Origin of the sequence: Pseudomonas sp. PvP100 (genome assembly GCF_017833055.1) — a bacterium.
Lineage (GTDB): Bacteria > Pseudomonadota > Gammaproteobacteria > Pseudomonadales > Pseudomonadaceae > Aquipseudomonas > Aquipseudomonas syringae.
Map to the genome: position 1 here is coordinate 5302553 of NZ_JAFIBO010000001.1, position 20548 is coordinate 5323100.

Genomic DNA, 20548 nt, shown 5'->3' on the forward strand with positions numbered 1-20548 from the left:
TTCACATCGCGGCGACGGGATCAAAAGTCATTTACGCGTGAGTGCCGTTCTCATTCGGGCTATTTTATGAAACCTTTTGTCACACACGCTACTCTGACAGCCTTCACTGTTGGCCACCTTCATGTACATCCGCGGCGATGTCGCAAGGTTTGGGGAATAAAAATGGGCGCATTGCTCAAGCAAGAAAAGTTTCTGTTGCTGGCAATCATTGCCATGTTCGTCGCTTATCCACTGGAGCATGTGCTGGTAGGCAATGGTCAGGTGGTTGCGCTGGTGTCGGGGCTGGCGCTGGTTGCGTTCATTATCTGCGCCTCGATGCGCGTTGCGCATCACGCCGAGATGCTGGCGGAAAAGGTCGGCGATCCTTACGGCACGATGATCCTCACGCTGTCGGCGGTAACGGTCGAAGTGGTGATCCTGGCGATCATGATGAGCAACGAGCCGTCGCCGACGCTGGTGCGCGATACGATTTATTCGGCGGTGATGCTCGACATCAACGGCATCCTCGGTCTTGCGGCGCTGATGGGCGGTATCAAGCACGGCGAGCAGTCGTACAACGACGATTCGGCGCGCACCTACAGCGTGATGATCCTCACCGCGATGGGCGTGTCGATGGTCGTACCCGAGTTCATTCCCGAGGGTGACTGGAAGATCTATTCGGCGTTCACCATCGGCGCGATGATCCTGCTTTACACCCTGTTCCTGCGCATGCAGGTCGGGCCGCACAGTTATTTTTTCAGCTACAGCTACCCGGAAAAGAAGAAGCGTCAGAGCCAGGGCTCCAATCCGGCTGAAGAGCATGCAGAGCCGGTCAATCTGACCCGCTCAATTGCCACACTGGTTGTCGGCGTGGTGGTGATCGGTGCGCTGGCTGAAGTGATGTCGAAGACGGTTGACCTGGGCCTGGAAGGTACTGGTGCACCGCCGGTGATGACCGCCATCCTGGTAGCCGCCATCTCTGCCGCGCCCGAGATCCTCACGGCCCTGCGTGCCGCGTTGGCCAACCGCATGCAGTCGGTGGTCAACATCGCTCTGGGTGCGTCGCTGTCGACCGTGATCCTGACCGTTCCGGTCATGGAAGCCATGGCACTTTACAGCGGCCAGCCCTTCCAGATGGCCATGACTCCGGTGCAGACCGTGATGATCCTCATCACCCTGCTGGTGTCCGCCATCAACCTCAACGACGGCGAAACCAACGCCATCGAAGGCATGACCCACTTCGTACTGTTCGCGACGTTCATCATGCTGTCGTGTCTGGGGCTTTAGGGCCTATCGCTCCCACGCTCTGCGTCGCAAGAGGACGCAGAGCGTCCTGAACGGCATGCCGACGCAGAGCGTCGCACGATAGTCGAGAGTATCGTTGCGCACGTTCAGCCGTGAATCAATTCCCGCGCGGCCTGGCTGTGATCGGCAATCAGTTGCTTGATGTCCAGCCCTTCGACCTGGCCGTCGATCACTCGCCATTGCCCTGCAATCATCACCCGGTCGGCACGGTCCGCGCCACACAGCAGCAGGGCTGACAGCGGATCATGGCTGCCGGAAAAGCGCAGTTCGTCCAGCTTGAACAACGCCAGATCAGCCTGTTTACCCACCGCCAGTTCACCGAGGTCAGTGCGTCCGAGCAATTGCGCCGACCCCTTGGTGGCCCAGCCCAGCACGAGTTGTGGGGTGATTTTTTCGGCGCCGTAGCGCAGGCGTTGCAGATAAAGCGCCTGGCGGGTTTCCAGGATCATGTTCGATGCGTCGTTGGACGCCGAGCCATCGACCCCAAGCCCCAACGGCGCGCCAGCAGCGAGCAGGTCCAGGGTCGGGCAAATGCCGGAGGCCAGGCGCATGTTCGAGCTCGGGCAGTGGCAGACACCCGTACCTGCTGCGCCGAGACGGGCGATTTCGTCGGGGTTGAAGTGGATACCATGGGCCAGCCAGGTACGCGGTCCCAGCCAGCCGACACTGTCCAGATAATCCACGGTGCGCAGGCCGAAGCGTTGCAGGCAGAAGTCTTCTTCGTCGAGGGTTTCGGCCAGATGGGTGTGCAGGCGCACGTCGAGTTTTTCGGCCATGGCCGCACTCTCGGCCATGATCTGCGGCGTGACCGAAAACGGTGAGCAGGGCGCCAGGGCGATCTGAATCTGTGCGCCGTCGCCACGCTGATGGTAGGTCTCGATCAAGCGCTGGCTGTCGGCCAGAATCACTTCGCCCTGCTGCACGGTTTGCTGGGGCGGCAAGCCTCCATCCGCTTCGCCCAGGCTCATCGAACCGCGTGTCAGCATCGCGCGCATGCCCAGCTCCCGAACGCTCTGCACCTGAACATCGATAGCGTGTTCCAGCCCGTCGGGAAACAGATAATGATGGTCGGCAGCGGTCGTACACCCGGACAGCAACAACTCGGCCAGCGCCACCTTACTGGCGACCGCGAGCTTGTCCGGTGTCAGGCGCGCCCATACCGGGTACAGGGTCTTCAGCCAGGGGAACAACGGCTGATTGACCACTGGTGCCCAGGCCCGCGTGAGGGTTTGATAGAAGTGATGGTGCGTGTTGATCAACCCCGGCAGCAGCACATGCTCACGGGCATCGAACGTTTGATTGCAGTGCTTTGACGGGAGCTGCCCGGCGGCCAGCACTTCAGTGATGACGCCGCCTTCGATCACCAGACCGCCACGGGCGTCCAGGTCATTGGCAGTAAACACGGCAAGGGGATTTTTCAACCAGATACGGATCGCGGGCATGGGCCGGCTCCTCTGAAAGACAGGTTCAGGTTAGCCAGCTCAGTGTTGCCCTGTCTGCTGATCCAGGGTCGCCGGGGTCAGGTGCGCCCCGGCGAAGGACGGCGATTCTAGTCGAGCGGCCGGTTACCAGGCAATCGTCTTGCCTTGGTAGTCGATGAAGTGATGGCCGCCTTTGCCGGCGTAGGCATTGAGCTGTTCGACCAGCCCGGTGGTGCTGGTCATGACGTCGATAGCAGCATTTTCGCCGCCCATGTCGGTCTTCACCCAACCCGGATGCATCGACAGCACGGTAGGACGGTTCTCGCCCAGCTCTGTAACGAAGGTATTGGTCATCGAATTGAGCGCGGCTTTGCTGGCCTTGTACAGCGCAAGGTTGGCGCCATCCGGGCAAGTGACGCTACCCAGCCACGAACTCATGAACGCCAGAACGCCCGTGCCGGGACGAATTTGATCGACGAAGCGCTCGGCCAGACGAATCGGTGCCACAGCGTTGGTCAGGAACAATTGCCCGAGCTCGGCAGCGGTCGACTTCGCAGCGCTCTGGTGTGCCGCGCCGCTGATGCCGGCATTGACGAACAGCACGTCGAACACCTCACCGCGCAGCTTCTGGACCAGCACTTCAAGCGAGGCGGTTTCGTCCAGATCCACCGCTTCGATGCGCACGCCCTCGACTGCTTTCAGGTTTTCGGCATTTTGCGGATCACGTACGGTGGCGGTGACTTGCCAGCCCTGTTCGGTCAAGCGCTGCACCAGCCCTAGCCCCAGGCCACGCGAAGCACCGATGATCAGAGCGGTTTTCTTGGTAGTGGTCATGAATGATTCCTTGGCAGATTGAGAGACAGACTCCATGGCAGTGCCAGCAAGGCCTCTCGAAAGTTTCGACCTTGCAGCGTACTCCTGCCCATGACCTGTTGGAATCTTCGCGAGCCGAAAACGTTCAAGGTAGATGCCTGACGCGGAGCATTGGCACGATAGTCGGGATTATCGTTCCGCACTCCAGCGTGGGAATGCCGTTCGTGACGCTCTGCGTCAACCCTCTGCGCCGCTAGCTTCATCAATGCCCCGCACGCCAGGGCTGGCCCAGCGATACCGGCGCATACAGCCGGGTGCGCAGGGCGTCGCGGGAGAGCAGGACGAGGACGATGATGGTGGCCACATACGGCAGCATCGCCAGCAGGTTGGATGGGATGGCCAGGCCGATGCCCTGCGCGACCAGGTGCAGAATGCTGGCCAGACCGAACAGGTAGGCGCCCAGCAGCAGGCGCCACACGCGCCAGCTGGCGAAAACCACCAGTGCCAGGGCAATCCAGCCACGCCCGGCGCTCATGTTTTCTGCCCACATCGGCGTGTAGGCCAGTGACAGATAAGCCCCGGCCAGCCCGGCCATCGCGCCGCCGAACAGCACCGCGAGGGTGCGCACGCGCAACACCGGCAAGCCCATGGCGCTGGCGGCATCGGGGTTTTCGCCGACGGCCTGGATGATCAGCCCGACGCGGCTTTTCAGCAGTGCCCAGGCGACCAGCGCGAACAAGGCGAAGGACAGGTAGACCAGCAGGTCCTGAGCAAACAGCATGCGGCCGATCAGCGGAATGTCGCTGAGCAGCGGGATGGCGACCGGCTCGAAACCGCTCAACGGTTTGCCGACCCAGGCGGCCCCGACGAAGCTGGAAAGGCCGACGCCGAAGATGGTCAACGCCAGCCCGGTCGCGACCTGATTGGCGTTGAACACCAGTGCCACCAAGGCAAACAGTGCCGAGAGCAGCATGCCTGCAAGCATCGCCAGCAGCACACCCATCCAGAGGTTGCCGGTGTTCAGGGCGACGATGAAGCCGATCACTGCGCCAAACAGCATCATGCCTTCCTGACCGAGGTTGATGACGCCGCTTTTTTCACAGATCAGCTCGCCCAGCGCCACCAGCAGCAGGGGTGTTCCGCAACGGACCATGGCGTAGAAAATGTTGCTCAGCAGGTCGATATCCATCATGCGGCTCCTGTGACGGGTGTCATCTGGCGCTTGGCCCAGTGCAGTTTCAGACGTGGGCGGTAGAGAATCAGCACATCACAGGCCAGCAGGAAAAACAGCATCATCCCCTGAAACAACTGCGTGATTGCCAACGGCAGGTTCAAGGTCATTTGCGCGCTTTCCCCGCCCAGATAGAGCAGGGCGATCAACAGGCTGGAGAACAGAATACCGATGGGGTTGAGGCGGCCGAGAAAGGCCACGGTGATCGCGGCATAGCCATAACCTGGCGAGACCTGCGGCACCAATTGGCCAATGGGGCCGGTCACTTCCGATACGCCTGCCAGCCCGGCCAGCGCGCCGCTGATCAACAGGGCCAGCCAGACCAGGCGTTTTTCACGGAAGCCGACAAATCCGGCAGCACGCTTGTCCAGGCCCAGCACCTTGATCTGAAAACCGACGAAACTGCGTTGCAGCAACACCCACACCGCGACCAGCGCGAACAGGGCGAAGTACACCCCAATGTGCGCGCGGCCATCCTCCATCAGCAGTGGCAGACGGCTGGCGTCGCCAAAGGTCGCTGACTCCGGGAAGTTCATGCCGGCAGGGTCCTTGAGCGGCCCGTGGACGAAGTACAGCAGCAAGTTGAGGGCGATGTAATTGAGCATGATGCTGGTGAGGATTTCATTGGCGTTGAAATGCGTGCGCAGCCAGGCGGTCACGCCCGCCCAGGCAGCGCCGGCGAGGGTGCCGGCCAGCAACACCATGACCAGCGCCCAACGACTCTCCATCTCGATGATATTTACCGCCACGGCACTGCCCGCCAATGCGCCGAGCAGCAACTGGCCTTCCGCACCGATGTTCCAGATGCGCGCCTGATAGGCGACCGCCAGACCCAGCGCGCAGAGCAGAATCGGCAGGGTCTTGACCATCAATTCCGACAGGCCGTACCAGTCGCTGACCGGCGCGATCAGCAAGGTGTGCAGTGTCACCACAGGGTTCAGGCCCAGGCCGATGAACAGCAGCGAACCGCAGACCAGGGTCAGCACCGCAGCCAGTAAAGGGGAGCACCACAACATCGCGCGCGATTGCTGGCCGCGCGGTTCCAGAGAAAGCAGCATGTTTTGCTCCGTTAACCAGGCACGTGGGCTTGGGTTTGAGAATGATCGAACTGTCCCGCCATCCAGCCGCCGATTTGCACGGTGCTGGTCTGTTCAGTAGGGATAAGGTCGGAAAGCTGACCGCCGCTCAGGGCGGCGAGTCGGTCGCTGATCTGGAACAATTCGTCCAGGTCTTCGGAGATCACCAGAATCGCGGCCCCGGCGTCGCGCAAGGCAATCAGCGCCCGATGGATCGCCGCCGCAGCGCCGACATCCACGCCCCAGGTCGGATGCGCGGCAATCAACAGTTTCGGCTTTTGCAGAACTTCCCGACCGAGAATGAATTTCTGCAGGTTGCCGCCCGACAGACTGCGCGCCGGGGCCAGTGCATCCGGCGTCTTGACTGCAAAGCGCCGAATGATTTCGTCAGCCAGTGCGCGCACCTTGCTGCGCTGGATCAGGCCATTGCTCACCAGCCCTTGCTGGAAGGCGGTAAGCAGCGCGTTGTCGGCAAGACTGAGTTCCGGCACTGCGCCATGTCCCAGGCGCTCGGCCGGGACGAATGCCAAGCCACGCTTGCGCCGCGCATCGGGGCGCAGGTTGCCGACCGGGGCATCCTCGAAACGCAGGGTCGCCGCCTGGGCGTACGGCAAGGTCTGTTCGCCGCTGAGCAGCGCCAGCAACTCATCCTGACCATTCCCGGCTACGCCTGCGATACCGACGATTTCGCCGCTGCGTACTTCCAGACTGAGGTCTTTGAGTGAGCAGCCGAACGGGTCCGGGTTGTGCCAGGACAGTTTGTCGATGCGCAAAAAGGCTTTGCCGCCGCTGGCTTTCTCATACTGCGCGGTCAGCCCTTCGGCATCACCGACCATCAAACGCGCCAGTTCCAGATCGGAACATTCAGCGGGAATGCAGTGCCCGGAGACCTTGCCGTTGCGCAGCACGGTTGCGCTGTGACACAGCGCGCGCACCTCGCCCAGCTTGTGACTGATAAACAGAATGCTGCAGCCTTCTCGAGCCAGATGGCGCAGGGTCACGAACAGCTCCTCGGCTTCCTGGGGAGTCAATACCGACGTGGGTTCGTCGAGGATCAACAGGCGAATGTCCTGCATCAGGCAGCGAATGATCTCGACTTTCTGCCGCTCGCCAATCGACAGGCTGTGGACCAGCCGCTGGGGTTCAACCGCCATGCCGTAGCGTTGAGAGACCTCGCGGATGCGCGGCTCCAGTTGTTTGGGCGTGCCTGCCGCTGCGCCCATGGCCAGCGCGATGTTTTGCGCGACGCTGAGGGTTTCGAACAGCGAAAAATGCTGGAACACCATGCCGATGCCCAGGCTTCTGGCCTGTGCCGGATTGCGCATGGTCTGCGCCCGGCCTTGCCAGATGATCGTCCCGGCGTCGGGCTGCGTCACGCCGTAGATGATCTTCATGAGCGTGCTTTTGCCCGCACCGTTTTCACCCAGCAGGGCGTGAATCTCTCCGGGCTGAATCGTCAGGTCGACAGCGTCGTTGGCCAGGCAGCCGGGATACCGTTTGGTGATGTGGCGCAGTTGCAGGCGCGCAGGTATCGCGTGGTTTGACATGAAAGGCTCTGAGGCAGAAGTGGGTCGCGTGTGGATAAAGCAAAATCCTGGCCAAGGAGTCAGGATTCGCATCCGGCACGCGGAATCAAGGCCAGGCACGGAGTTTTCGGCCCTGTCACCGGCCCTCGCCCATCGAGCGCGCTCGTTTCAGCACCAGTTCGGGGCGTGCTTGCCTGGCGCGTGCCAATGTGGCCCTTTGACTTGAGCAAAAAATGTACAGCGGACGTGGAGGGCGGTGCGCTGAACCAATGCGCGACCCTTGCACCTGTTATCCACAGGTTCTTCCACAGATACTGTGCGCAAGCGCGTTGAGTGAGAATAATGCGGCGGCGGTTAACATCCAAAGGCACTAAGAAGCGCTAACAGGCTGTTTTTGCACTCTTTATGGATCCACGCACGGCAATTGCTCAAAAAACGATCATTCGCCTGAAACGCAAGCCCGGCAAGGCTCGCGGTGGAGTGTGCTCAGCTTATCCACAGCCGGATGCACAGTAGATGTGGGCAATTGTGACATGTGGCGCAGAGGCTGAGCCTATTGCTCCGGCGCTGCGTGCAGAAGGATTCTGCCGCGACTCAGATCGGCCAGTTGGCGCTGCAGGGTGTCGGTGTGCTCGGGGCCGATGGCGATGGACATCTGCACACCGTTGGCCATGAAATTTTCGCTTTCCACCAGACCGTTCAATTCGCCGAGACGCAGCTTGACCAGCGCCAGCTCACTGAAGCTGCATTCAAGATAGAACGACGCGCGCTGGATCAGCGGCAGACGCTCGGCCTGCTGCAGACATTTGTTGGCACCGCCGCCATAGGCGCGCGCCAGGCCGCCTGTCCCCAGTTGAATGCCGCCGTACCAGCGGATCACCAGCACCACGACCTGATCGAACGCCTGCGCTTCGATGGCGGCCAGAATCGGCCTGCCTGCAGTGCCGCCCGGTTCGCCGTCATCGCTGCTGCGATACTGCCCGCCGAGCTTCCATGCCCAGCAATTATGAGTGGCGTTCAAGTCACTGTGCTGCTCGATGAACGCCTGTGCGTCGGCCGGGCTGGCGATGGGGGTGGCGAGGGTGATGAAGCGGCTCTTGCGGATTTCTTCACGAAACTCGCAAGGGCCGACCAGGGTAAAAGGCATGCGTGTGTCCAGCTGACGTCAAGGCGACGATTCTACAAGGCTGGCGGCGTGAGCCCACAACCTTTGAGGATGATTCGAATGAGATTGTTGCTGGCCTGATCCATGTCCTGGCGCGTCAGTCGGGAGCGACCGGTGACGCGACAGATCTGCGAGGCGAAGTCGGCATAGTGCTGGGTGCTGCCCCATAGCAGGAAGATCAGGTGCACCGGGTCAACGGGGTCCATCTTGCCGGCGTCGATCCAGGCTTGAAAGACCGCGGCCCGGCCTTGGAACCACAGGCGGTAATCCTGGCTGAAGTACTCGCTCATGCATTCGCCACCGCTGATGATTTCCATGGCGAAGATCCGCGAGGCCTGTGGCTGGCGGCGCGAGAACTCCATCTTGGCGCGAATATAGCGGGCCAGCGCCTCTGCCGGGTCGTCTTCGACGCTGAGGTGGTTGAAGGTGCTGTCCCACAAATCGATGATGTTGCTGAGCACCGCGACATACAGGCCGAGTTTGTTGGTGAAGTAGTAATGCAGATTGGCTTTTGGCAGCCCGGCCTTGATCGCGATGGTGTTCATGCTGGTGCCCTTGAAACCGTGGCGGGCAAATTCATCTTCGGCCGCCTGAATGATCGCTTCTTCGTTCTTCTGACGAATACGGCTTGCAGGCTTGGTGACGTGAGCGCTGTGTGCGGGGACTTCAAGGGTCATGGGCAATTCCGGACAGGTCGTAGGGCGCGACGGATGAACAGATAGCGCACCGGCGAGCATCTCGCAGCCGTCGGTGCGGGCGCGGCATGCAAAGTTATCGTGGTTGCTCCACAGGTTCGGGTTCCGGCACGTCGTCGGTCGTAGCGGCGGCGACTTTGCTTTCCGGAATCAGCAGGCACATGACAATGGCCGTGATACCGCCGCTGGTGATGGCCGAATCGAACAGGTTCTGCACCAGTTTCGGCAATTGATGCAGCAGCGCAGGCTGCGACGCAATGCCCAGACCGACACCCAATGACGTCGCAATGATCAGCATGCTGCGTCGGTCGAGCGGCGACTGGGCCAGAATGCGCACACCGGCCGCCGCGACGCTGCCGAACATGACCAGCGTTGCGCCGCCGAGCACCGGCTTAGGGATCTGCTGAACGATGGCACCAATGTGTGGAAAAAGCCCGAGCACGAACAGCACCGCGCCGATGTACAGCCCGACATAGCGACTGGCAACGCCGGTCAACTGGATCACACCGTTGTTTTGCGCAAAGGTGGTATTGGGAAATGCGCTGAAGGTCGCGGCGATCATGCAGCTGACGCCATCGCCCAGTACGCCGCCCTTGAGGCGTGCCAGGTAGCTCGGGCCGCTGATGGGCTGGCGCGCGAGCATGCAATTGGCGGTCAGGTCGCCGACCGTTTCGATGCTGCTGATCAGATAAATCAGCGCGACAGGCAGGAAAGCGCTCCAGTCGAAATTGAAGCCGAAGCGGAAGGGCATCGGTACGCTGATCAACGGCAGGTCGTGCAAGGATTGCGGCACCAGTTTGCCGCTGAACCACGCGGCCAGGCTGCCGACCGCCAGGCCGATGATGATGGCTGACAAACGTACCCAGGGCGTAGTCGAGCGATTGAGCACAATGATCACGGCCAGCACGAACGCGCCCAGCGCCAGGTTCACCGGGGCGCCGAAGTCCGGCGCGTTGAAGCCGCCGCCCAGGTCTGTCACGCCCACCTTGATCAGGCTCACACCAATCAGCGTGATGACAATGCCGGTCACCAGCGGCGTGATGACCCTTCGCAACTGGCTAATGCAGCGACTCAGTGCGATCTGCACCAGCGCACCGAAAAAGCACACGCCGAAGATCATCGCCATGATGTCCTCCGGGCTGCCGCCGCGCTGCTTGACCAGAAAGCCTGCGGACAACACTGCGCCCAGGAACGCGAAGCTGGTGCCTTGCAGGCAGATCATGCCCGCGCCGATACCGAACGGGCGGCGCGCCTGGATGAACGTACCGGTGCCCGAGACCATCAAGGCCATGCTGATCAGGTACGGCATGTATTGGGTCAGGCCGAGGGTCGAGCCGATGATCAGGGGCGGAGTGATGATCCCCACGAAGCTGGCGAGAACGTGCTGGAACGCAGCCAATAGGGCCGTCCAGGGTTTGGGGCGATCGTTCAGGCCGTAGATCAGATCATCGTTGTCGAGTGTTTCAGGCTGCATGGCGAGGTCTCGGACGGGGAAATGCCATGTGCTGGCGTGTCATTGTTCGGGACTACTGCAAAAAACTGTCCAGTTGCTCAGGTTATTTTTATTTGAGTCCGGTTATTTCAATAAATATCAGCTTGATAGCGCTTTCAACCCGCGCTGCAGCGTCGTCGAAGCGGCCAGTTACCGGGCAGAAATGTGTCATCGGGTAGCGGCAAGTGTTTCCAAAAAGCTCTCCAGCACCAAATGAGGGCGCCGGCCTTTGCGGGTGACGGTCACCAGGTTGAGGTCGTAGAACTTCGAATCCGGTTTCAATGCGCGCAGCCTGCCTTCCTGCACCCAGGCATTGGCGTAATGATCGGGCAGGTAGCCTATGTAGCGACCGGTCAGAATCAGGAAGGCGATACCTTCCCGGTCAGACGCGCTGGCCGTGCAGGTCAGTGCCTGATAGTGGTCCTGAACATCGTTGGGCAGGCGAAAGGTCGGAGCGATGGCTTCCTGTTGTGCGAGGCGTGCGTCATCCAGCGCGGCATTGTCGGCGTAAAACAGGGGATGCCCGACCGCGCAGTAGAGCAGCGAGCGCTCGCTGTATAAAGAATGATACTCAAGCCCCGGCAAAGCACTGGCCTGCGGCACGACACCGACATGCAGGCCGCCGTCGAGTACACCGCGCTCGACTTCGGCGGGGGCAATCATGCGGATGTTGATGTGCACGCCCGGCCCGCGCTCTTTCAGCCGGGCCAGGGCATGGGTGATGCGCATGTGGGGGAGGGTGACCAGATTGTCGGTCAGGCCGATGTTCAGTTCGCCGCGCAGGTTCTGGTGCAGGCCATTGACCTCTGTCCTGAAGCTTTCCAACGCGCTGAGCAGTTGCAAAGACGACTGATAGACCTCGCGCCCCTCGTCGGTCAGTGAAAAACCGGCGCGGCCTCGCTGGCACAGGCGCAGGCCGAGGCGTTGTTCCAGATCACTCATCTGCTGGCTGATCGCGGATCGGCCAATGCCGAGCACGCTTTCAGCCGCAGAAAAGCCACCCGCTTCGACAACGCTTTTGAATAGGCGCAGCAAGCGGATATCAAAATCACTGACCTGCGACATCGGATCGGAACGACGGATATTCATTGTTTAGTAATTACCAAACCAAAGATCGTAAAAGTCGGGTTTTATGAACTTTATCCGCGTGGCACCTTAGCTGCAATGACTGATCGTTCAGCGCCTGCGAGGCTTGCTCCCATGAATATGTTCGAAGTGTCCGATGTGCCTGTCACCCGTCAGTTGAAGCTCGATGCTCACTGGATGCCTTACACCGCGAATCGAAATTTCCAGCGCGACCCGCGCATGGTCGTGGCCGCGCATGGCAGCTATCTGACAGACGACAAGGGACGCAAGATCTACGATGCGCTTTCCGGTCTGTGGACATGTGGCGCCGGGCACACGCGCAAGGAAATTCAGGAGGCCGTGTCCCGGCAACTGGGTGTGCTGGATTACTCGCCGGGCTTTCAGTTCGGGCACCCCCTGTCGTTCCAGCTGGCAGAACAGATTACCGACCTGACGCCGGGCAATCTCAACCACGTCTTCTATACCAACTCGGGTTCCGAGTGCGCGGATACGGCGGTTAAGATGGTGCGTGCCTACTGGCGGCTGAAAGGCCAGGCGACCAAGACCAAGATGATCGGTCGGGCACGCGGCTATCACGGCGTGAATGTGGCGGGTACCAGCCTGGGCGGAGTGAATGGCAACCGCAAGATGTTCGGCCAGTTGATGGATGTCGACCACTTGCCGCATACCCTGCTGGCCAGCAATGCGTACTCGAAGGGCATGCCCGAGGCGGGCGGTATCGCGCTGGCTGACGAGATGCTCAAGCTGATCGAGTTGCATGATGCGTCGAACATCGCTGCAGTGATCGTCGAACCCATGTCGGGCTCGGCCGGCGTGATCGTTCCACCGCAAGGCTATCTCAAGCGCCTGCGTGAGATTTGTGATCAGCACAATATCCTGCTGATCTTCGATGAAGTCATCACCGGCTTCGGTCGTACGGGCTCGATGTTTGGCGCCGACAGTTTCGGTGTCACGCCTGACCTGATGTGCATCGCCAAGCAGATCACCAATGGCGCCATCCCCATGGGCGCGGTAATCGCCAGCAGCGAAATCTATCAAACGTTCATGAACCAGCCGACGCCGGAGTACGCCGTCGAATTCCCTCACGGCTACACCTATTCCGCTCACCCTGTGGCGTGTGCGGCCGGGCTGGCGGCGCTTGAACTGCTGCAACGGGAGAATCTGGTGCAGCAGGCCGCCGCAGTCGCGCCGCATTTTGAACGTGCGCTGCACGGTATCAAGGGCGCGAAAAACGTGGTCGATATCCGCAATTACGGTCTGGCGGGTGCCATCCAGCTCGCACCGCGTGACGGCGATGCCATCGTGCGGCCCTTCGAGGCGGGTATGAAGCTGTGGAAAGCAGGTTTCTATGTGCGCTTTGGCGGTGACACCCTGCAATTCGGACCGACCTTCAACAGCCAGGCGCAGGATCTTGATCGATTGTTCGATGCCGTCGGCGAAACACTGAATCTGATCGACTGATCGACTGACCGCGCTGGCAGCGCTCTCTTCTTATATGTGTGCCTTTATCGCATCGGGTGTGAGCTGACTCACGCCCGCTGCCTTTATCCGGAGTTTTCCATGAGCAGCATTCAACACCTGATCCACGGCGAGTTCGTTTCTGCTGAAGGTCGTAGCGCCAATGTGTTCAACCCGTCGACCGGGCAGGTTATCCACACCGTAGCGCTGGCCGATCGCGAAACAGTCCAGAAGGCAATCGACTCGGCCAAGGCTGCCTTTCCAGCGTGGCGCAATACGCCGCCGGCCAAGCGTGCTCAGGTGATGTTCCGTTTCAAACAGCTGCTCGAGCAGAACGAGGCACGCATTGCCCAATTGATCAGTGAAGAACACGGCAAGACCCTGGAAGATGCGGCGGGCGAGCTGAAGCGCGGCATTGAAAACGTGGAGTACGCCTGCGCCGCGCCTGAAGTGCTCAAGGGTGAATACAGCCGCAACGTCGGGCCGAACATCGATGCGTGGTCTGACTTTCAGCCGCTGGGTATCGTTGCCGGTATTACCCCGTTCAACTTCCCGGCGATGGTGCCGCTGTGGATGTACCCGCTGGCCATTGCGTGCGGTAACTGCTTCATCCTCAAGCCTTCGGAGCGCGATCCCAGTTCAACGCTGTTGATTGCCGAACTGCTGCATGAGGCGGGGCTGCCGAAGGGTGTGCTCAATGTGGTTCACGGTGACAAGGTCGCGGTCGATGCGCTGATCGAAGCGCCGGAGGTCAAGGCGCTCAGCTTCGTCGGTTCTACGCCTATTGCCGAGTACATCTATAAGGAAGGCGCAGCGCGGGGCAAGCGCGTTCAGGCCCTCGGTGGCGCCAAGAATCATGCGGTATTGATGCCGGATGCCGATCTGGACAATGCCGTGAGTGCCTTGATGGGCGCAGCTTACGGATCCTGCGGCGAGCGTTGCATGGCGATCTCGGTCGCGGTGTGCGTTGGCGATCAGATCGCTGATGCATTGGTGGCCAAGCTGGTTCCGCAAATCCAGAGCCTGAAGATCGGTGCGGGCACGACCTGTGGCCTGGACATGGGGCCACTGGTCACCGGGCAGCATCGCGACAAGGTCGGCGGCTATATAGAAGACGGTGTGCAAGCGGGCGCAACCTTGGTGGTCGATGGGCGCAATCTTCAGGTTGCCGGGCACGAACAGGGCTTCTTCATGGGTGGCTGCCTGTTCGATCGCGTGACGCCAGAGATGCGTATCTATAAAGAAGAGATTTTCGGGCCGGTGCTGTGCATCGTGCGTGTGGACAGCCTTGAGCAGGCCATGCAACTGATCAACGATCACGAATACGGCAACGGCACCTGCATCTTTACCCGCGATGGCGAAGCGGCGCGTCTGTTCTGCGACGAGATTGAAGTGGGGATGGTCGGGGTCAACGTTCCGCTGCCAGTACCGGTGGCTTATCACAGCTTTGGTGGCTGGAAGCGTTCCCTGTTCGGCGACCTGCATGCGTACGGTCCCGATGGTGTGCGCTTCTATACCCGTCGCAAGGCCATTACTCAGCGCTGGCCGCAACGTGCTAGCCACGAAGCGTCGCAATTTGCCTTTCCGAGCCTGTAAATTCTACGGAAGGGAGATCGTCTTTAAAGAGGATCTCCCGTGTTTACAGGGGCGTCGCAAAGCAGGGCGAAGATTTTTTAAATTAACGGTTGACGCCCTCGCTGAGGTGTCTATAATTCGCCCCACTTCCGGCGCAGACGGAAACGAAAAAGCCTTGTAGATCAATAGTTTGCAAGGTTTTGGAGTGAGGAGTCAGCGAGGAAGCAGGTCGGGTCTGGATTGATCGACAGCGGTGAGAAAAAAGAGTTTGACACGCGGTTGTAACGCTGTAGAATTCGCCTCCCGCTGATGAGCAACTCAAGAGTTGATCGCAGCGCAAGTGGTTGAAGTTGCAAAGGAAACTTTGAAAACTTCTTAAAATAACCGCTTGACAGATACAGAGGACGCTGTAGAATGCGCGCCTCGGTTGAGACGAAGGGTCTTAACCAACCGCTCTTTAACAACTGAATCAAGCAATTCGTGTGGGTGCTTGTGGTGTCAGACTGAAGTCAACAGATTATCAGCAACCCAAGTTACTCCGCGAGAAATCAAAGATGTAACCAACGATTGCTGAGCCAAGTTTAGGGTTTTCTCAAAACCCAGTTAGATGTTTGAACTGAAGAGTTTGATCATGGCTCAGATTGAACGCTGGCGGCAGGCCTAACACATGCAAGTCGAGCGGCAGCACGGGTACTTGTACCTGGTGGCGAGCGGCGGACGGGTGAGTAATGCCTAGGAATCTGCCTGGTAGTGGGGGATAACGCTCGGAAACGGACGCTAATACCGCATACGTCCTACGGGAGAAAGCAGGGGACCTTCGGGCCTTGCGCTATCAGATGAGCCTAGGTCGGATTAGCTAGTTGGTGAGGTAATGGCTCACCAAGGCGACGATCCGTAACTGGTCTGAGAGGATGATCAGTCACACTGGAACTGAGACACGGTCCAGACTCCTACGGGAGGCAGCAGTGGGGAATATTGGACAATGGGCGAAAGCCTGATCCAGCCATGCCGCGTGTGTGAAGAAGGTCTTCGGATTGTAAAGCACTTTAAGTTGGGAGGAAGGGCAGTTACCTAATACGTGATTGTTTTGACGTTACCGACAGAATAAGCACCGGCTAACTCTGTGCCAGCAGCCGCGGTAATACAGAGGGTGCAAGCGTTAATCGGAATTACTGGGCGTAAAGCGCGCGTAGGTGGTTTGTTAAGTTGAATGTGAAATCCCCGGGCTCAACCTGGGAACTGCATCCAAAACTGGCAAGCTAGAGTATGGTAGAGGGTGGTGGAATTTCCTGTGTAGCGGTGAAATGCGTAGATATAGGAAGGAACACCAGTGGCGAAGGCGACCACCTGGACTGATACTGACACTGAGGTGCGAAAGCGTGGGGAGCAAACAGGATTAGATACCCTGGTAGTCCACGCCGTAAACGATGTCAACTAGCCGTTGGGAGCCTTGAGCTCTTAGTGGCGCAGCTAACGCATTAAGTTGACCGCCTGGGGAGTACGGCCGCAAGGTTAAAACTCAAATGAATTGACGGGGGCCCGCACAAGCGGTGGAGCATGTGGTTTAATTCGAAGCAACGCGAAGAACCTTACCAGGCCTTGACATCCAATGAACTTTCCAGAGATGGATTGGTGCCTTCGGGAACATTGAGACAGGTGCTGCATGGCTGTCGTCAGCTCGTGTCGTGAGATGTTGGGTTAAGTCCCGTAACGAGCGCAACCCTTGTCCTTAGTTACCAGCACGTTAAGGTGGGCACTCTAAGGAGACTGCCGGTGACAAACCGGAGGAAGGTGGGGATGACGTCAAGTCATCATGGCCCTTACGGCCTGGGCTACACACGTGCTACAATGGTCGGTACAGAGGGTTGCCAAGCCGCGAGGTGGAGCTAATCTCACAAAACCGATCGTAGTCCGGATCGCAGTCTGCAACTCGACTGCGTGAAGTCGGAATCGCTAGTAATCGCGAATCAGAATGTCGCGGTGAATACGTTCCCGGGCCTTGTACACACCGCCCGTCACACCATGGGAGTGGGTTGCACCAGAAGTAGCTAGTCTAACCTTCGGGGGGACGGTTACCACGGTGTGATTCATGACTGGGGTGAAGTCGTAACAAGGTAGCCGTAGGGGAACCTGCGGCTGGATCACCTCCTTAATCGACGACTCAGCTGCACCATAAGCACCCACACGAATTGCTTGATTCATTGAAGAAGACGATTAGAAGCAGCGCCCGAGTTCGGGTCTGTAGCTCAGTTGGTTAGAGCGCACCCCTGATAAGGGTGAGGTCGGCAGTTCGAATCTGCCCAGACCCACCAGTTTACTGGTGAGATAGCTGGTCAGAGAGACGCCTCCACGGTATGTAGAAATACGGGGCCATAGCTCAGCTGGGAGAGCGCCTGCCTTGCACGCAGGAGGTCAGCGGTTCGATCCCGCTTGGCTCCACCACTTACTGCTTCTGTTTGAAAGCTTAGAAATGAGCATTCCACCCCGCAAGACAAGGGGTGCCTGAATGTTGATTTCTAGTCTTTGATTAGATCGTTCTTTAAAAATTTGGGTATGTGATAGAAAGAAATATAGACCGGGCACCTCTTTCACTGGTGTGTGTCCGGGCTAAGGTAAAGTTTGTGAAATGCAAACTTTCGGCGAATGTCGTCTTCACAGTATAACCAGATTGCTTGGGGTTATATGGTCAAGTGAAGAAGCGCATACGGTGGATGCCTTGGCAGTCAGAGGCGATGAAAGACGTGGTAGCCTGCGAAAAGCTTCGGGGAGTCGGCAAACAGACTGTGATCCGGAGATGTCTGAATGGGGGAACCCAGCCATCATAAGATGGTTATCTTGTACTGAATACATAGGTGCAAGAGGCGAACCAGGGGAACTGAAACATCTAAGTACCCTGAGGAAAAGAAATCAACCGAGATTCCCTTAGTAGTGGCGAGCGAACGGGGACCAGCCCTTAAGTTGTATTGAGATTAGCGGAACGTTCTGGAAAGGACGGCCATAGTGGGTGATAGCCCCGTACGCGAAAATCCCTTTGCAATGAAATCGAGTAGGACGGGGCACGAGAAACCTTGTCTGAATATGGGGGGACCATCCTCCAAGGCTAAATACTACTGACTGACCGATAGTGAACCAGTACCGTGAGGGAAAGGCGAAAAGAACCGCGGAGAGCGGAGTGAAATAGATCCTGAAACCGTATGCGTACAAGCAGTGGGAGCCCACTTGTTGGGTGACTGCGTACCTTTTGTATAATGGGTCAGCGACTTATTTTCAGTGGCGAGCTTAACCGAATAGGGGAGGCGTAGCGAAAGCGAGTCTTAATAGGGCGTCTAGTCGCTGGGAATAGACCCGAAACCGGGCGATCTATCCATGGGCAGGTTGAAGGTTGGGTAACACTAACTGGAGGACCGAACCGACTACCGTTGAAAAGTTAGCGGATGACCTGTGGATCGGAGTGAAAGGCTAATCAAGCTCGGAGATAGCTGGTTCTCCTCGAAAGCTATTTAGGTAGCGCCTCATGTATCACTGTAGGGGGTAGAGCACTGTTTCGGCTAGGGGGTCATCCCGACTTACCAAACCGATGCAAACTCCGAATACCTACAAGTGCCGAGCATGGGAGACACACGGCGGGTGCTAACGTCCGTCGTGAAAAGGGAAACAACCCAGACCGTCAGCTAAGGTCCCAAAGTCATGGTTAAGTGGGAAACGATGTGGGAAGGCTTAGACAGCTAGGAGGTTGGCTTAGAAGCAGCCACCCTTTAAAGAAAGCGTAATAGCTCACTAGTCGAGTCGGCCTGCGCGGAAGATGTAACGGGGCTCAAACCATGCACCGAAGCTACGGGTATCATCTTTTGATGATGCGGTAGAGGAGCGTTCTGTAAGCCTGTGAAGGTGAGTTGAGAAGCTTGCTGGAGGTATCAGAAGTGCGAATGCTGACATGAGTAACGACAATGGGTGTGAAAAACACCCACGCCGAAAGACCAAGGTTTCCTGCGCAACGTTAATCGACGCAGGGTTAGTCGGTCCCTAAGGCGAGGCTGAAAAGCGTAGTCGATGGAAAACAGGTTAATATTCCTGTACTTCTGGTTATTGCGATGGAGGGACGGAGAAGGCTAGGCCAGCCTGGCGTTGGTTGTCCAGGTTTAAGGTGGTAGGCTGAGATCTTAGGTAAATCCGGGATCTTAAGGCCGAGAGCTGATGACGAGTGTTCTTTTAGAACACGAAGTGGTTGATGCCATGCTTCCAAGAAAAGCTTCTAAGCTTCAGGTAACCAGGAACCGTACCCCAAACCGACACAGGTGGTTGGGTAGAGAATACCAAGGCGCTTGAGAGAACTCGGGTGAAGGAACTAGGCAAAATGGCACCGTAACTTCGGGAGAAGGTGCGCCGGTGGAGGTGAAGCATTTACTGCGTAAGCCCCTGCCGGTCGAAGATACCAGGCCGCTGCGACTGTTTATTAAAAACACAGCACTCTGCAAACACGAAAGTGGACGTATAGGGTGTGACGCCTGCCCGGTGCCGGAAGGTTAATTGATGGGGTTAGCGCAAGCGAAGCTCTTGATCGAAGCCCCGGTAAACGGCGGCCGTAACTATAACGGTCCTAAGGTAGCGAAATTCCTTGTCGGGTAAGTTCCGACCTGCACGAATGGCGTAACGATGGCGGCGCTGTCTCCACCCGAGACTCAGTGAAATTGAAATCGCTGTGAAGATGCAGTGTATCCGCGGCTAGACGGAAAGACCCCGTGAACCTTTACTATAGCTTTGCACTGGACTTTGAATTTGCTTGTGTAGGATAGGTGGGAGGCTTTGAAGCGTGGACGCCAGTCTGCGTGGAGCCAACCTTGAAATACCACCCTGGCAACTTTGAGGTTCTAACTCAGGTCCGTTATCCGGATCGAGGACAGTGTATGGTGGGTAGTTTGACTGGGGCGGTCTCCTCCTAAAGAGTAACGGAGGAGTACGAAGGTGCGCTCAGACCGGTCGGAAATCGGTCGTAGAGTATAAAGGCAAAAGCGCGCTTGACTGCGAGACAGACACGTCGAGCAGGTACGAAAGTAGGTCTTAGTGATCCGGTGGTTCTGTATGGAAGGGCCATCGCTCAACGGATAAAAGGTACTCCGGGGATAACAGGCTGATACCGCCCAAGAGTTCATATCGACGGCGGTGTTTGGCACCTCGATGTCGGCTCATCACATCCTGGGGCTGAAGCCGGTCCCAAGGGTATGGCTGTTCGCCATTTAAAGTGGTACGCGAGCTGGGTTTAGAACGTCGTGAGACAGTTCGGTCCCTATCTGCCGTGGACGTTTGAGATTTGAGAGGGGCTGCTCCTAGTACGAGAGGACCGGAGTGGACGAACCTCTGGTGTTCCGGTTGTCACGCCAGTGGCATTGCCGGGTAGCTATGTTCGGAAAAGATAACCGCTGAAAGCATCTAAGCGGGAAACTTGCCTCAAGATGAGATCTCACTGGAACCTTGAGTTCCCTAAAGGGCCGTCGAAGACTACGACGTTGATAGGTTGGGTGTGTAAGCGCTGTGAGGCGTTGAGCTAACCAATACTAATTGCCCGTGAGGCTTGACCATATAACACCCAAGCAATTTGCGTCGAACGACCAGATTGCGGTGACTGTGAAGATGACACGAACCGAAAGTTTGCGTCACGAACGACACCTGAACCAGCTTGCTATCACATACCCGATTTGCTGAAGCGCGCCGCAGGGCACGATTCGGTA

12 protein-coding genes, 2 tRNA genes and 2 rRNA genes are annotated in these 20548 nt (G+C 58.3%); 7 read left to right on the plus strand and 9 right to left on the minus strand.

Annotated features, from left to right (window positions below; genetic code table 11):
- The first annotated feature begins 162 nt into the window (after positions 1 to 162).
- Complete coding sequence (locus tag JOE39_RS22905; protein ID WP_010416835.1) at positions 163 to 1266, plus strand: calcium:proton antiporter; 1104 nt, start codon at positions 163 to 165, stop codon at positions 1264 to 1266.
- 104 nt (positions 1267 to 1370) lie between these two features.
- On the opposite strand, the gene JOE39_RS22910 is transcribed toward JOE39_RS22905, so the two are convergent.
- The 9 genes from JOE39_RS22910 to JOE39_RS22950 all read right to left on the minus strand — a co-directional run bounded on the left by JOE39_RS22910 (position 1371) and on the right by JOE39_RS22950 (position 11792).
- Entirely contained in the window at positions 1371 to 2726 is a 1356-nt protein-coding gene (locus JOE39_RS22910; protein WP_198702036.1) for an 8-oxoguanine deaminase, read from the minus strand.
- A gap of 123 nt (positions 2727 to 2849) precedes the next feature.
- Positions 2850 to 3539 (minus strand): SDR family oxidoreductase, encoded by a 690-nt coding sequence (locus JOE39_RS22915; protein ID WP_003318635.1) that lies wholly within the window; start codon positions 3537 to 3539, stop codon positions 2850 to 2852.
- Positions 3540 to 3780: 241 nt separating this feature from the next.
- On the minus strand, positions 3781 to 4707 hold the full coding sequence (locus tag JOE39_RS22920; RefSeq protein WP_003318634.1) for an ABC transporter permease: 927 nt from the start codon (positions 4705 to 4707) through the stop codon (positions 3781 to 3783).
- Complete coding sequence (locus JOE39_RS22925; protein ID WP_004414954.1) at positions 4707 to 5807, minus strand: ABC transporter permease; 1101 nt, start codon at positions 5805 to 5807, stop codon at positions 4707 to 4709. The genes JOE39_RS22920 and JOE39_RS22925 overlap by 1 nt, the downstream gene beginning before the upstream one ends.
- 11 nt (positions 5808 to 5818) lie before the next feature.
- On the minus strand, positions 5819 to 7372 hold the full coding sequence (locus tag JOE39_RS22930; RefSeq protein ID WP_210078244.1) for an ABC transporter ATP-binding protein: 1554 nt from the start codon (positions 7370 to 7372) through the stop codon (positions 5819 to 5821).
- Between the two features lie 532 nt (positions 7373 to 7904).
- Complete coding sequence (locus JOE39_RS22935) at positions 7905 to 8498, minus strand: YigZ family protein (protein ID WP_210078242.1); 594 nt, start codon at positions 8496 to 8498, stop codon at positions 7905 to 7907.
- A gap of 32 nt (positions 8499 to 8530) precedes the next feature.
- Positions 8531 to 9193 carry a TetR/AcrR family transcriptional regulator gene (locus JOE39_RS22940; protein ID WP_003318629.1) on the minus strand — a complete coding sequence of 221 codons (663 nt, stop codon included), beginning with the start codon at positions 9191 to 9193 and terminating at the stop codon, positions 8531 to 8533.
- 94 nt (positions 9194 to 9287) lie between these two features.
- Entirely contained in the window at positions 9288 to 10685 is a 1398-nt protein-coding gene (locus JOE39_RS22945; protein ID WP_198706129.1) for a nucleobase:cation symporter-2 family protein, read from the minus strand.
- Between the two features lie 186 nt (positions 10686 to 10871).
- Positions 10872 to 11792, minus strand: coding sequence for a LysR family transcriptional regulator (locus JOE39_RS22950; RefSeq protein ID WP_003318626.1), 921 nt, complete (start codon positions 11790 to 11792; stop codon positions 10872 to 10874).
- Between the two features lie 111 nt (positions 11793 to 11903).
- Between JOE39_RS22950 and JOE39_RS22955 the strand changes: the two genes are divergently transcribed.
- The 6 genes from JOE39_RS22955 (at position 11904) to JOE39_RS22980 (ending at position 20399) form a co-directional block, all read left to right on the plus strand.
- The gene (locus JOE39_RS22955; protein WP_003414655.1) at positions 11904 to 13250 is read left to right on the plus strand and encodes an aspartate aminotransferase family protein; all 1347 of its coding nucleotides are present in this window, start codon (positions 11904 to 11906) and stop codon (positions 13248 to 13250) included.
- Positions 13251 to 13349: 99 nt separating this feature from the next.
- Positions 13350 to 14843, plus strand: a complete 1494-nt coding sequence (locus JOE39_RS22960; RefSeq protein ID WP_003422228.1) for a CoA-acylating methylmalonate-semialdehyde dehydrogenase — start codon at positions 13350 to 13352, stop codon at positions 14841 to 14843.
- Positions 14844 to 15435: 592 nt separating this feature from the next.
- A 16S ribosomal RNA gene (locus JOE39_RS22965) occupies positions 15436 to 16974 on the plus strand.
- A gap of 83 nt (positions 16975 to 17057) precedes the next feature.
- A tRNA-Ile gene (locus JOE39_RS22970) sits at positions 17058 to 17134 on the plus strand.
- Positions 17135 to 17188: 54 nt separating this feature from the next.
- Positions 17189 to 17264: transfer RNA gene (locus tag JOE39_RS22975), tRNA-Ala, on the plus strand.
- A 242-nt stretch (positions 17265 to 17506) separates the two neighbouring features.
- Positions 17507 to 20399: ribosomal RNA gene (locus tag JOE39_RS22980) — 23S ribosomal RNA — on the plus strand.
- The 16S and 23S rRNA genes sit together here with 2 tRNA genes alongside, the layout of an rRNA operon.
- Positions 20400 to 20548: the final 149 nt, after the last annotated feature.